At 70.3% G+C, this 12,959-nt stretch carries 11 protein-coding genes; 5 read left to right on the top strand and 6 right to left on the bottom strand.

The features are described from left to right. Positions 1–28: 28 nt before the first annotated feature. From AC1RLW_RS06945 to AC1RLW_RS06935, 3 genes are all read right to left on the bottom strand, one after another. Entirely contained in the window at positions 29–484 is a 456-nt protein-coding gene (locus AC1RLW_RS06945) for a nuclear transport factor 2 family protein (protein WP_493192562.1), read from the bottom strand. Positions 485–545: 61 nt separating this feature from the next. Continuing rightward, positions 546–1,130, bottom strand: a complete 585-nt coding sequence (locus AC1RLW_RS06940; RefSeq protein WP_095744962.1) for a BPSL1445 family SYLF domain-containing lipoprotein — start codon at positions 1,128–1,130, stop codon at positions 546–548. A 70-nt stretch (positions 1,131–1,200) separates the two neighbouring features. After that, positions 1,201–1,626 (bottom strand): CBS domain-containing protein, encoded by a 426-nt coding sequence (locus AC1RLW_RS06935; protein ID WP_062480639.1) that lies wholly within the window; start codon positions 1,624–1,626, stop codon positions 1,201–1,203. Between the two features lie 639 nt (positions 1,627–2,265). Here AC1RLW_RS06935 and AC1RLW_RS06930 point away from each other — a divergent pair. From AC1RLW_RS06930 to AC1RLW_RS06920, 3 genes are read left to right on the top strand one after another with little or no spacing between them, the layout of a single operon-like run. Then, a complete protein-coding gene (locus tag AC1RLW_RS06930; protein WP_493192561.1) occupies positions 2,266–3,543 on the top strand; it encodes an HlyD family secretion protein in 1,278 nt (425 codons plus the stop codon). Between the two features lie 32 nt (positions 3,544–3,575). Further along, a complete protein-coding gene (locus tag AC1RLW_RS06925; protein WP_493192560.1) occupies positions 3,576–4,904 on the top strand; it encodes a hypothetical protein in 1,329 nt (442 codons plus the stop codon). After that, entirely contained in the window at positions 4,892–8,302 is a 3,411-nt protein-coding gene (locus tag AC1RLW_RS06920; protein ID WP_493192559.1) for an efflux transporter outer membrane subunit, read from the top strand. Before AC1RLW_RS06925 ends, AC1RLW_RS06920 begins: the two co-directional genes overlap by 13 nt. 56 nt (positions 8,303–8,358) lie before the next feature. Here the strand turns inward: AC1RLW_RS06920 and AC1RLW_RS06915 are convergent, their stop codons facing one another. The 3 genes from AC1RLW_RS06915 to AC1RLW_RS06905 form a co-directional block, all read right to left on the bottom strand. Further along, entirely contained in the window at positions 8,359–9,165 is an 807-nt protein-coding gene (locus AC1RLW_RS06915) for a transglutaminase-like domain-containing protein (protein WP_493192558.1), read from the bottom strand. 69 nt (positions 9,166–9,234) lie between these two features. After that, positions 9,235–9,678 (bottom strand): SRPBCC family protein, encoded by a 444-nt coding sequence (locus tag AC1RLW_RS06910; RefSeq protein WP_493192557.1) that lies wholly within the window; start codon positions 9,676–9,678, stop codon positions 9,235–9,237. 68 nt (positions 9,679–9,746) lie between these two features. Further along, a complete protein-coding gene (locus tag AC1RLW_RS06905) occupies positions 9,747–10,646 on the bottom strand; it encodes a LysR family transcriptional regulator (RefSeq protein ID WP_095947530.1) in 900 nt (299 codons plus the stop codon). A gap of 100 nt (positions 10,647–10,746) precedes the next feature. Here AC1RLW_RS06905 and AC1RLW_RS06900 point away from each other — a divergent pair, with 100 nt between their 5' ends. Next, a complete protein-coding gene (locus AC1RLW_RS06900; protein WP_493192556.1) occupies positions 10,747–11,709 on the top strand; it encodes a Bug family tripartite tricarboxylate transporter substrate binding protein in 963 nt (320 codons plus the stop codon). Positions 11,710–11,713: 4 nt separating this feature from the next. Next, positions 11,714–12,943, top strand: coding sequence for a CaiB/BaiF CoA transferase family protein (locus AC1RLW_RS06895; RefSeq protein WP_493192555.1), 1,230 nt, complete (start codon positions 11,714–11,716; stop codon positions 12,941–12,943). The last annotated feature ends 16 nt before the right edge of the window (positions 12,944–12,959 follow it).

Here is a 12,959-nt window from a genome sequence, read left to right as displayed (position 1 = left end):
CCCCCATTCCTCGGCGCCCGGCAGCCTCTCAACCGATGCCGTGCTGCCGCAGCACCTCGGCCTCATCGCCGGTGATCCAGCCGAACACCTTCGCGGTGCCGCCCTCGAGCCGCACCAGATAAACATTGGTGAAGTCGATCACCTTCTGCGCGCCCTCGACCTTGTAGATCGCTCTCCACGCCACGCGGGCGAGCCCGTGCATGTCGTCGATGGCCGAGATGTCCAGGTTGCGCACGGTCATCCGTTGCACGCCGGTGTCGCGGTAATGCTTGAACCCCTTCGCGGAAACGCGCCTGAGTTCTTCATCGTTCTTGCCCGTGAAGACGCCTGCGGGCGAAGCGGCAATGAAGCACGCGGCGTACAGCGCCGACACGGCCTCGAGGTCGGCTTCGCCGGTCAGTCCCGCATTGAACTCCCGCTCATAGCGGTCGAACAACGCGCGCGTCGCAGATTGGATCGGGTGGGCTTCGGCTCCGTTGAGCATGATGGCGGGCACTCCTTGTCGATGGCGTTTCCGACCGGATGCCCGTCATGTCATGCCCGTATCAAGGTCGAATTTCGGTGACCTTCGCCCCCTGCACCGACGCACCCGCCTCCAGGCCCACATTGGTCATCACGAAAGCGACCACGGGCTGCCGGAAGGTGCTGCTGTCGACGACGCCGTTGGCACCGTAGCGTGCCAGCGCCACCGTCGCGTCGACGCCCACTGTCCAGCCCCGGCTCTGGCGGAACTTGTCCAGCGCCTCCCTGGAGGTGAACACGTAGAACACGGCCTTCGACTGCGCTCCGGCCTGGAAGCCGATGGAGCCGGCGGTCGTGCTGTAGTAGCTCTGCGTGCGGCCGCCGCTGCGCAGGGCACCGCGACCATAGTCGGCGCCGATGCCGAAGCTTCCGCCCACCACGGACGGGAACACCAGCACGCCCTGCGCGCCAGCGACGAGCGCGCGCGAACCGGCGACGGTGTCATAGAGCCGGGCCAGCGATGCGTCGACCTGGGCGTCGATGGCCGATGCCGACGAGGCCGGGATGTCGTTCGCCGCGCCGGAGGGGCGGGTGACCGTGCAGCCGGTCACGGCGAGGCTCGCCGCGATGGCGGCGGCTGCGAGCAGGTGGAAAGGTGCGACGTGCATGGCAAGTCCTCCAGGAAGAAAGGGAAGGGACAGTGAATCGGGGTGAAGGACCTCGCCTGGTCAGACCTTCTCAGGCCTCGACGGGTTGCGAGATGCCGCACAGCGCCTCGGCGGCCGGCTTGACCTTGGGCTCCTTCACCGCGACATCGGCCAGCGCCAGGATGCCCACCAGCCGCTTGTCGCGGTTGACGATGGGCAGGCGCCGGATCTGGTGCTCGGCCATGAGCTGCGCCGCATGATCGACGGCGTCGTCCTCGTAGGCCCAGCGGATGCCGTCCGACATGACGTCGCGCACCTTGGCGTTGCCGTCGTGCCCTTCGGCGATGCCGCGCACGGCAATGTCGCGGTCCGAGATCGCGCCGATCATGCGGTCGTTCTCGCCCACCGGCATCATCCCGAAGTCGCCGTCGCGCATGCGCCTGGCGGCCTCCGCGAGGGTGGCGTCGGGACTGATGACCTCGACATCGCGGGTCATCACAGCGTTGACTTTTCGCATCTGGAATCCTTTGAAGAAGAAAAAGCAGGGTGGGCTACAGGTCTAGTCTTCTGCGCGGCCCAAGGTGTAGGACAACCGCCGAAAAGCCGGTGGTGCAAAGGAAGAACGCGCGCATGCCGCAGCCTGGGCGGGCCCTGATGTCGCGCAGGGCATAGAGCTCGCCGGGGTTGATGACCGTCGCTGATGCGTGCCCGCCACAGCGCCCCCGCGGCGGCTGTGACCAATCGCGGCAATATCGTTACGGCCTGTTGAACCCGACGCCGAAGCCGCGTTGTCGACGCCGCGCGCGCAGGGGGCCGTTTCATCGGACCTCGCCCTGCGCCATGCCCGCGGGCCTTCGAGACAAACGCGATCGCGCGCTGTTCCGTGCGTGCCGACACGCCCAGCCCGTGTCAACCCCCACCGCCGCAACACCTATGTAGGACTTCGCCCGGTCCGCGGCCGAAAAGTAGATGTGAAGTTCGCACATCTTGTTTCGCCCGGAAGCAGGGTCGGCCGCGCTTTGGGCGTACCTTTATTGCACCGCAGCACGACAAATCGAGGCGCGGACCGAGGGGTCGGGAGGTTGATTCGAGTCTCTTTCTTCACCAGACGGCATGCCGTTCGCCGGCATGCCGTCGATGTTTCCAAGAGGTGGTTATGCGAGTGTCCAGACCCATTCCTTTTCCGTCGGAACCGGGCCGACCGCGCGCCCCGGGTGCCGGACGTGCCCGGCGCCAGCGGGGCGCCTTCGTTCCGAAGCTGGCGGCCTATGCGCTGCTGGCCTTCGTGCTGTGGCTGATGGTCGCCACGCTGGTCGAGCCGCTGCTGTCCTCGCAGGCCACGCGGGCCGTGCTGCAGGCGCCGGTCGGCATCGTCACCTCGCCGATCAACGGCGTGGTGACGCAGATGGCGGTGCGCACGCGCGATGCGGTGGCGCCCGGCACAGTGGTGGCCACGGTGCGCAACCCGACCGTCAGCCAGGAGATCCTCACCACGCTGACCACGCAGCGCCTGGCCCTGCAGAGCCAGCTGTCGCAGCTGGGCAACCAGTACAAGTCCGACAGCCAGGAGATGCGCTCCATCGGCCAGCAGGCGCAGGTGACCCGCCAGGCCTCGCTGGCGCAGACCTGGGACGCCTGGGAGATCGCGCAGCGCCAGCGCGACGTGGCGCACAGCGTGGTGGCCGAGCAGGAGAACAAGGTGCGCACCAACGAAGCGCTGCTGAAAGAAGGCGCCATCAGCGAACAGGTGATGAACGCGTCCGAGGCCCAATTGAGCACCGCGCGTGCCAATGCGGCGGTGGCCGAGCAGGCCTTCGCGGGACAGGCGCAGACGGTGGCGAGCGCGGGGCAGGGCGCCTTCGTGGGCACCAGCGGCAACAGCCTGTTCCAGACGCTCGCGAGCCGGCGTGAAGCGCTGCGCAACAGCAGCGACCGCGCGCGCCAGGACGGCACCGCGATCGTCAAGCAGCTCGCGCAGATCACGCAGCTCGAGGACGAAGAGCGCCGCCGCGTCGACAAGCTCGCCGCCTACGAGGTCAAGGCGAGCCAGCCCGGCATGGTGCACACGGTGCTCGCACCCCAGGGCGCGTATGTCACGGCGGGCTCCTCGCTGGTGCGCGTGACCGACTGCAGTCGGATCGGCGTCGTCGCCGTGTTTCCCGCGCGGCTGGCCAAGCGGCTGAGCGTCGGCTCCAAGCTCGACGTGAAGGTGGCGCAGAACGTCGACGTGCAGGCGCGCGTCGAGCAGCTGCTGCCCGTGGCCTCGGATGCACTGCAGAGCACGTACAGCGTGCCCTTCCCCTTTGCCGAGCAGGGCTCGATCTATGCGGTGGCGCGCATCGAGGCGCCCGAACCGCCGCCCTCGGAAGACGGCAGCCGCCAGACCCTGTGCGTGCCGGGCAAGGTGGTCTCGGCCAGCCTCGCCAAGGCGTGAGAAAGCATGTCGCGCAGCCCACCGAGAACGCCATGTCGATCCCTTTCTCTTTCCGTGCCGTGGCACGGTGCGCCGCCGCATCGATGGCGCTTGCCGGCGTCGCTGCTGTTGCCGCGCCTTCGCCTTCACCCGGCGCCACGCAGAAGGCCCTTGCGCGCGAGAGCTGCGACGGCCTGCGCCGCGCCGTCGCGCACGACCAGGGCGGCGCGACGTCGGGGCCGTTGTTCCTGACCAGCTACCGCCCGGCGAACGCACAGGGCGAGCCGCCGTTCGAGCCCGCGCTGGCGGGCGCTGGCTTCACCTACGACAACGCGCTGGCCGGCATCGCGCTGCTGGCGTGCGGCGAGCGCGCCGCCGCCCGGCGCATCGGCGACGCCGTGGTGCGCGCGGTGGCGCACGACCAGACCATGCCCGACGGGCGCGTGCGCAATGCCTACCGCGCCGGGCCGGTCACCGAGGAAAAGCCCGCGCTGCCCGGCCGCTGGGACGCCGGGCGCAAGCAGTGGATCGCCGATGCCTACCAGGTCAGCACCGCCACCGGCAATGTGGCCTGGGCCGCGCTGCTGCTGCTGAACCTGCACCAGGCCGAACCCACGCCCGCCTACCTGGCGACCGCGCGCCGGCTGCTGGCCTGGACCGAACAGAACACGCGCGCCCGGAACGGCCCCGACGGCTACAACGGCGGGCGCCACGGCTGGGACAACGCCCAACGCGCGCAGACCTGGAAGTCGACCGAGCACAACCTGGACATCGCCATGGCGGCGGCGTGGACCGCACGGGCCGTGCGCGCCGACGGCCAGCCGGACGGTCCCGAACCACGCCAGGCGCGCACCGCGCTCGACTTCGTGGGCCGCATGTGGAACCCGTCGGAGCAGCGCTTTCACATCGGCACCAAGGAGGATGGCGCCACGATCTCCACCGAAGGCTCCGGCCTCGATGCGCAGCTGTGGCCTTTGCTCGCGGCGCCCGAAGGCTCCTGCGCCTGGGTGCGCAGCCTCGACTGGGTCGAGAAGCACCACCGCGTCGGCGCGGGCTACGGCTTCTCGCGCGAGCCCGACGGCATCTGGACCGAAGGCAGCGCGCAGGCGGCCGCCACGCTGGTGGCCCGCAAGGGCGCGGCGCCCGAGGCGCTGTGGCAGCTGCTGGCCTCGCAGCGCGCCGGCAACGGCTTGTACTACGCCACGCCGAGCGCGCGCATTGCCACCGGCCTGGCCATCGGCCCCGATTCGACCGGTGCCGATTTCTTCTACTACCGCTGGCCGCACCTGGGCGCGACCGCCTGGATCGCCCTGGCCGCCACGGGTTTCAACCCCTTCACCGGCAAGACCGCCGCATCGGAAGTCCCCTCATGTCCAGCCTGATCGCCACACCGGAATTCCAGTTCAACGCCCTGGTCGGGGGGCTCGCCTTGCTCCTCATGACCTGGGCCAGGGTCGAGCGCGTCACCCACCGCGTGCTGTTCGGCGCGCTCACCGCGTTGCTGCTGCTGCGCTATGCCGTCTGGCGCATCGTGGCCACCATGCCGCCCTCGGACCTGGGCTTCGAAACCCTGTTCGCCTGGGTGTTCCTGGGCTTCGAGCTCACGGCCATCGTCTACACGCTGATGTCGATCCACATGCTCATGCGGCGCCGCGACAACCGCGCGCAGGCCGACCGGGGCGAGGCCGCGTTGCGCGAACGCCATGCGCGTGGCGAGGAGGTGCCGGCCGTCGATGTCTTCATCTGCACCTACAACGAAGAGCTGGCCGTGCTCGAGAAAACCATCATCGCCGCGCAGGCCATCGACTACCCGCGGCTGAACGTCTGGGTGCTCGACGACACGCGGCGCGACTGGCTGCGCGAGTACTGCGAGCGCCGCGGCGTGCACTACGCGCGGCGGCCCGACAACCGCCACGCCAAGGCCGGCAACCTCAACAACGGCCTGCGCCTGTCCGCGGGCGTGACTGACGCGCCGTTCATCCTCGTGCTCGACGCCGACTTCGCGCCGCAGCGCCAGATCGTCTACCGCATGCTGGGCCTGTTCGAGGACCGCCGCGTGGGGCTGGTGCAGACGCCGCAGTTCTATTACAACGCCGACCCCATCCAGCACAACCTGCGCGCCACCGACAGCTGGGTCGACGAGCAGCGCGTGTTCTTCGACGTGCTGCAGCCCGCCAAGGACGCGGTCGATTCGGCCTTCTGCGTGGGCACCTCGTTCATCGTGCGGCGCGACGCGATCACCGAGGCCGGCGGGTTCCCGGTGGGCAGCGTGTGCGAAGACATCCACACCACCTACCTGCTGCTGCGCCACGGCCGCATCACGCGCTGGCTGGGCGAGCGGCTGTCCAACGGGCTGTCGGCCGAGAGCATCATCGACTACATCAACCAGCGCAGCCGCTGGTGCCTGGGCACGGTGCAGCTCGCGCTGCTGCCCGACGGCCCCCTGCGCGGCCCGGGCTACAGCCTGTCGGCGCGGCTGCACTTCCTGCACGGGCTGCTGCACTGGCTGGGCAAGCCCTTCATGGTGCTGGTGCTGCTGGCGCCGGCGCTGTACTGGTATGCCGGCGTCTCGGCCTTCCATGCCACGCCGCAGGCCTTTGCGGCCTACGGCCTGCCGTCGCTCGTGATGTTCTGGGCCTACAGCTACTGGGTCAGCCAGCGGCGCTGCCTACCCGTGTTCAGCGAGGTGAGCCAGCTGGTGGCGGCGATGGCCGTGAGCGGCACGCTGGCGCGCGCGATGCTGAAGCCCTTCGGCCATCCGTTCAAGGTGACGGCCAAGGGGCTGGACCGCTCGCGCACGGTGGTGCACTGGAAGCTGGTGGCCGTCTTCGGCGGCCTGCTGGTGGCGCTGCAGGGCGCGGCCGCGATGGCTGCCCTGGGCGGCGAGGCGCTCACGCCGGGCGACCAGCTCAACCTCGTGTGGACCGGCATCGCGCTGGTGCTGTGCCTGAGCGCGCTCATGGCCTGCGTCGACCTGCCGCGCCCACAGCAGGAAGAGCGCTTTCCCTGGCGTGCGCGGGCACGGGTGCGCACGGCGGCGGGCGAGGGCGAGTCGCGCTTCGTCAACATCGCGGCCGACGGCGCGCTGCTCGAAGGCCGGGGGCCGCTCAAGCGCCTGCGCGTCGGGCAGCCGCTGGAGGTGCATGTCGGGCCGGTCGGCTGGCTGCCGGCCCACCTCGCCGCGCGCGGCAGGGCGGGCGCCGAGCTGAAGTTCGCCGCCACCGAGGCGCAGCGTGAAGACCTCGTGCGCCATGTCTTCAACGTGCCGCCGAGCCACGTGGCCGTGCAGGTGCGGCCCTGGCAGGCGGCGTCGGCGCTGTTCGCGAGTGCGGGCATGCGCGCGCCGGGCGCGGGCTTTGCGCGGCTGTCGCTGCGCCTGCTCTTCGCGGTGCTGGCCGTGTGCATCGTGCTGGTGACGACCGGGTGCAACCTCACGCCGCCGCTCAAGCAGCCCGACCTGCCGGTGCCCTCGCAATGGCCCGCTGGCACGACGGCGCCGGGCGCGCAGCCCGTGGACTGGCGCAGCTTCGTGCAGGACGAGGAACTGCGGGGCCTGATCGCCACCGCGCTCGAGCAGAACCGCGACCTGCGCGCCTATGCCGCGAAGGCCCGCGAGGCGCGCGCGAACTACGCGGGCAACCGCGCTTCGCTGTTCCCGGCGCTGGGCCTGTCGGCGCATGCCCAGCGCGCGCAGACCACGCCGCAGGGTTCGCTCAGCCCGGTCGGCAACCTGCCGTCGGACGGGCGCGTGTCCAACAGCTTCGACGTGCAGGCGGGCGTGATGTCGTACGAGCTGGATTTCTTCGGCCGGCAGCAGAGCACTGCGCAACAAAGCGGCGCGCTTGCCGAGGCCGGCGACAAGGACCACGCGGCCGCGCGCATGAACCTCGTGGGCGAGGTGTCGAACGCCTACCTCACGCTGCGCGCCGACCGCGCCTTGCTCGCGCTGGCCGAGTCCAACGAGGCCGCGCTGAACGCCAATGCCGACACGATCGGTCGCGCCCGCGCCGTGGGTGGCGCCGCGCAGCTCGACGTGTACCGCGTGCAGTCGCTGCTGCAGACCGCGCGCGTGCGGCAGGAGGAATACCGCATGCGTGTCGCACAGGACCTGCAGTGGCTCAACGTGCTGGTGGGGCGCCCCGTGCCGCCCGAGACGGGCAGCGCGCGGCCCTGGCCCGAGCGCTCCACCGCGCAGGTCGCGGCCGGGTTGCCGTCCAGCCTGCTGCAGCGCCGGCCCGACCTGCTCGCGGCCTACGCGCGCGTCGAGGCCGCCAACGCCGGCGTGGGCGCGGCCAAGGCCGCGATGCTGCCGACCATTTCGCTCACGGCGCTGGCCGGCGGTGTGAGCAAGGAGCTGTCGACCTTGCTCAACAGCGGCAACAGCAGCTGGGCCGGCGTGCTGGGCGTGTCGCTGCCGATCTTCGACTGGGGCCGCCGGTCGGCCAACGTGAGCGCCAGCGAAGAGCGGCTGGCCGCCGCGATGGCCGGCTACGAATCGGCGGCGCAGGTCGCCTTTCGCGAGGTGGCCCACGCGCTGATCGCCAGCGACCACCTGCAGCCGCAGCTGGAGGCGCAACAGGCGCGCGTGCAGGTGCTCGAGAAAGTGGCCGGCATTTCGCGCACGCGCTTTCGCAGCGGCATGGAAGACTACTTCTCGAGCCAGGATGCGCAGCGCGAGCTGTATACCGGGCAGCAGCAGCTGATCGAACTGCAGCTCAAGGCGGCGGTGAACACCGTGAACCTGTACAAGGCCCTGGGCGGGGGCTGGGGCAGCGCGTAGCGCGGGGCGTTGGCGGAGGGCCGACCCGGCCGCGTGCGTGCGACCGGCGATTCAGTTCACTGCACCTCGTCGCACCACACCCTGAACCCATCCAGTTCGTTGGGCCCGAAGGTGTTGGACAGTGCGACGTCGCTGGCGTCGCGCCCTTGCGCGATCAGCACGCGGCCGATGCGGGGCACGTTGTTGCGCGCGTCGAAGGTGTACCAGCGGTCGCCCAGGAAGGCCTCGAACCAGCCCGCGAAGTCCATCGTGCCGTGCGGCGGCGGGGTGCCGACATCGCCGAGGTAGCCGCTGCAATAGCGGGCCGGAATGTTCAGGCAGCGGCACAGCGTGATGGCCAGGTGCGCGTAGTCGCGGCACACGCCTTGCCCTTCCTTGAAGGCTTCGAACGCCGAGCGGGTGCGCCGCGCATGCGGGTAGCCGAACTCGATGTGCTGGTGCACGAAGTCGCACACGGCCTGCACGCGGCCCCAGCCGGTCGGGCCGTTGCCGAAGCGCTGCCAGGCGAAGTCGGACAGCAGGTCGGTTTCGCAGTACCGGCTGCCCAGCAGGTAGAGCAGGGTGGACTCGGGCAGGAACTCCACCGGCACCTGTGGCGCCGAGGGCACGACGATGTCGGGTGCGCCGCTGTCGTGGATCACGGTGTCGGTGCTCAGCACGAAGCGGCCCGCGGGGGCGACCAGGCGTGTGCACCAGTTCCCGAACAGGTCACGGTACGCGGTGGTGGGAACGGACGGTTTCGTGAGCAGGTGGTCCGGGCGCAGCAGGTCCGAGGCGCGCGAGTAGTGAATGCTGAGGGCCAGGATCATCGGCGTCGGCCGGGGAAACTGGTAGGCGATCTCGAAACCGAGCTGGATGTTCATCGGCCCATGATGCGCCTTCATTCGCCAGCGCGCGGGAATTCGCGGTGCGATGCCAGCGCGCGGCGGCTTTCAGGGGGCGTCGCCGGACCTGGACGTGGCGTGGCGCTGCTCGGCATAGGCCTTCAGCGACCGCATGGTCCGGGGCAGTCCGTGTCGAACCTGCTTGGCGACGCCCGGCCCGAACAGGAAGGCCAGGGCGCCGGTGAACCACACGCGGTGCACCACGTCCGAGCCGCTGTCCGTTGCAGACACCGTGTGCTTGAAGTGCATGCGGAACAGGGGGATGTAGCCCTGCGCGGTGAACGACCGGCCCTCGGAGCGCTCCGTGACCACCATCGGGACGCCCATGCCTTTTTGCGGAACGATCCGGCCCTTGGTGCCCACGGCGAAGGGGCCGTCGAGCCGGGCCTGCTTGGTGTCCGGGTCCCACAGGTGCCATCGGTCGACCTCGCTCCAGATGCGGTCGATGACCCGGGGCGGGACGGCGATGTGGATGCGTTCTTCGATGTGCATGGGAGGAGGGGTTGAAGGGATCGTGGAGCCTAACGCACGCGGCGCACCATGCCTTGCGGCTCCAGTCGTCAGCGCTCCTTGCGCAGGATGGCTTCCAGCGCCTCCATGGCTTGCGACGCCGAGGGACTGAGGTAGCCGCCAGCGCGCCGCACGATGCCCACGCGGCGGGTCGATCGCCATCCGCCGACGGGGCTGACGGGCACGAACTGCGCCGCGACCGGCGGCTCTTTCAGCACCGAACGCGGCACGGGCATCAAGGCGCCCAGCGAGCGCACCAACGCCAGCTCGCGCTGGGATGAACGCGAGGTGCCCACCGGCTCGGGCGGGTCGAGCCGGTGCGCGCGGAAGTTCGCTTCGAACTCGGTGTGCGTCGACGTGCCGGGCGCCATGACGATCCACCGCGCCTGCGCGAGCTGGTCCCAGCCCACCTCGCGTCGGGTGCGTGCCAGCGGATGGCCGATCGGCGCCATGGGCAGCAGCGGGTCGTCCCGCAGGCCTTCCCATGCCAGCGCGGCCGCCGGTTTCTTGTGCAGGCCGGTCAGGGCGAACTCCAGCTCGCCCATGGCGACGGCCCGCGTGAGCGAGTCGGAGTTGCCACCCGACAGGTCCACGCGGATCCCGCGCTCGATGAGCGCGGCCACCACCGGCAGCACCCAGCGGTCGGGAATGCCGTCGCCGACACCGCAGCGCAGCACGCCGGCGCGCGCCTGCCGCAGGTCGCGCAGTTCCGCATGCAGGTCGGTGGCGTCCAGGTCGATGCGCTGCGCCCGCTTCAGGAAGGCCTGGCCCAGCTCGGTGGGGCGCATGCCCCGGGCCAGCCGTTCGAACAGCTTGACCTTGGTGGCGCGCTCGAGCCGCGTCACGGCCTTGCTCAGGGTGCCCGGTGAAATGCCGAGGCAGGCCGAGGCATGGCTCAGCCCGCCTTCGCGCGCGATCACCACGGCCAGATGGAGGTCGTTCAAGTTCATGGTTTTCCAAAGTGGAAAAGGTCGCCACGGAATGTAGGTTGCTGCGCGCCGGGCGGCAACCTATCGTTCAGCCCGGACACCACCAGGAGACACACCCATCATGCTTCGCAGTTCATTCTTCCTGGGCGCCCTGTGGGCCCTGGGGACTGCCTCGGCCTGCGCACAAGCGGCCTATCCTTCGCGCCCCATCACGCTGGTGGTTCCGTTCGCCGCGGGCAGCGGCACCGACATCGGCGCGCGCGTGCTGGCCAAGGACCTGACGGACATCCTGAAGACGCCCGTCATCGTCGACAACAAGCAGGGCGCCAACGGCGCGCTGGGAACGGCGGCCGCAGCGCGCGCGAAGCCCGACGGGTACACGCTGCTGATCGGCTCGGCCACGACCAACGCTGTCAATTTCTCGTTCTTCCCGGCCAGGCTCGGCTATGAACCCGGGTCGTTCGAGATGGTGGCGGGCCTGGGCACCAGCCCGATCTCGCTGTACCTCGCGGCCAACGCCAAGTGGCGCAACCTGGCCGACCTGATGGCCTACGGCAAGGCCCATCCGAACGCGCTCAGGTGCGGCAGCGGCAACGCCGTGACGCAGGTGGCCTGCGAGATCTTTCGCAAGTCGGCGGGCATCGACGCCGTCACGGTTCCCTACAAGTCGAACCCGCAATCGCTGGCGGACCTGGCTGGCGGGCACATCGACTTCGCGTTTTCCGACGCGTCGGTGGCCAAGGTCTTCATCGACGGGAACAAGCTGAAGCCGCTGGCCGTGGCGGCCGCGTGGCGCTATCCGGCCACGCCGGACGTCGGCACGTTCCGCGAACAAGGCATTGCCGATTTCGAGATCACCGGATGGACTGCCGTGTTCGTGCCCGCGGGCACCCCCGCGCCCATCGTCGAGACGCTGCATGCGGCCATCCGCAAATCGTCGGCATCGCCCGAGTCGGTGCAACTGCGCGCCAGCAGCGGAACGCAGCCGCTGGCGTTCAATCTCGAAGAGGGCCGCCGCTTCGCCCGGGAAGAGATCGCCCGCTGGGCGCGTTATGTGAAGAACAGTGGCGTCAAGCCGGAGTGACGCGATGACATCGACCTCCACACCCCTGGCCGGCTTGCGCGTCATCGACTGGACCCATGTGCTGGCCGGCCCCTTCGCCGGCTACCAGCTCGGCCTGCTCGGCGCCGAGGTGATCCGCATCGAGCGCGCCGACGGCGACGACATGATTCGCGCCAAGGGCCTGGACGCCGAACTGACCGCCCTCGGACTGGGCGAGACCTTCGTGACGCAGGGCGCGGGCAAGCGCTCGCTGGCCATCGATGCGCGCGACCCGCGGGCCAAAGAGGCGCTGAGCGAACTGATCGGCAGCGCGGATGTGCTGCTGGAAAATTTCCGGCCCGGCAAGCTGGCGGCGCTCGGCTTCGATCCGCAGCAACTGATCGCGCGCCATCCGCAGCTGGTCGTCTGCTCGATCACCGGCTTCGGCCCCGCATCGGACCGGCGCGCCTACGACCACGTGATCCAGGCCGCGAGCGGGCTCATGGCGGCCAACGCCGACCGCGACGGCAAGCCGCAGCGGGTGGGTTTCCCGCTCGTCGACTACGCCGTGGGCCAGCAGGCGGCGCTGGCGGTGATGAGCGCGCTCTACCGGCGCGACCGACCGAACGGCGAGGCACGCACGCGCGGCGAATGGCTCCAAGTGTCGATGATGGGCGCGGCGCTCACGCTGATGGCGCCCACCTACGCCGGGCCGCTGGTCAGTGGCATGGAGATGCCACGCAGCGCATCGACCGCGTTTTCAGGCAGCCCGCTGTCGGGCACTTTCGAGGTGGCCGACGGCCAGCTGGCCATCGTCTGCAATGCGGCCGACCAGGCGAAGGGGCTGCTGAACGCGCTGCGCGAAACCGGCACGGACGCCTCGCTGCTGTCGTCACTGCACGAGGCCGCCGAGCAGCGCGACGTGCCGCGCGCGCAGGCGCTGCTGGGCCAGGCGCTGGGTGGAAGGACCACGGCCGAATGGGATGCGCTGCTGACCCGCCACGGCGTGCCCGCCACGCCGGTGATGCGCCCCGCACAGGCGGCGGCTCAGATGGCGCGCGACTGGCCGCACGTGGAACTGCCCTTGCCGAACGGCGCGCGGCGGGTGCCGGTGCCGGGCATCGGCTTCACGTCCAGCAAGCCGCTGACGCCTTCGCTGCGCGCGCCCGTGCGTCGCGGCGCGGACACCCGCCGCCTCCTGGCCGAAGCCGGGCTGGAGGCGCCGACCATCGCGGCCATGCTCGCCGACGGTGCGGCGAGCGAGCCCTCGGACTGAGCGCCGCGGTGGTCCC

It is taken from the genome of Variovorax sp. GW822-FHT04A09, from assembly GCF_058801005.1.
This window is presented reverse-complemented; position numbering and strand designations above follow the sequence as displayed.

Excerpts from the sequence above, each read along its gene's own strand:
- AC1RLW_RS06945 (WP_493192562.1), bottom strand. The coding sequence starts at position 484 with ATGCTCAACGGAGCCGAAGCCCACCCGATCCAATCTGCGACGCGCGCG.
- AC1RLW_RS06940 (WP_095744962.1), bottom strand. The coding sequence starts at position 1,130 with ATGCACGTCGCACCTTTCCACCTGCTCGCAGCCGCCGCCATCGCGGCG.
- AC1RLW_RS06935 (WP_062480639.1), bottom strand. The coding sequence starts at position 1,626 with ATGCGAAAAGTCAACGCTGTGATGACCCGCGATGTCGAGGTCATCAGT.
- AC1RLW_RS06930 (WP_493192561.1), top strand. The coding sequence starts at position 2,266 with ATGCGAGTGTCCAGACCCATTCCTTTTCCGTCGGAACCGGGCCGACCG.
- AC1RLW_RS06925 (WP_493192560.1), top strand. The coding sequence starts at position 3,576 with ATGTCGATCCCTTTCTCTTTCCGTGCCGTGGCACGGTGCGCCGCCGCA.
- AC1RLW_RS06920 (WP_493192559.1), top strand. The coding sequence starts at position 4,892 with ATGTCCAGCCTGATCGCCACACCGGAATTCCAGTTCAACGCCCTGGTC.
- AC1RLW_RS06915 (WP_493192558.1), bottom strand. The coding sequence starts at position 9,165 with ATGAACATCCAGCTCGGTTTCGAGATCGCCTACCAGTTTCCCCGGCCG.
- AC1RLW_RS06910 (WP_493192557.1), bottom strand. The coding sequence starts at position 9,678 with ATGCACATCGAAGAACGCATCCACATCGCCGTCCCGCCCCGGGTCATC.
- AC1RLW_RS06905 (WP_095947530.1), bottom strand. The coding sequence starts at position 10,646 with ATGAACTTGAACGACCTCCATCTGGCCGTGGTGATCGCGCGCGAAGGC.
- AC1RLW_RS06900 (WP_493192556.1), top strand. The coding sequence starts at position 10,747 with ATGCTTCGCAGTTCATTCTTCCTGGGCGCCCTGTGGGCCCTGGGGACT.
- AC1RLW_RS06895 (WP_493192555.1), top strand. The coding sequence starts at position 11,714 with ATGACATCGACCTCCACACCCCTGGCCGGCTTGCGCGTCATCGACTGG.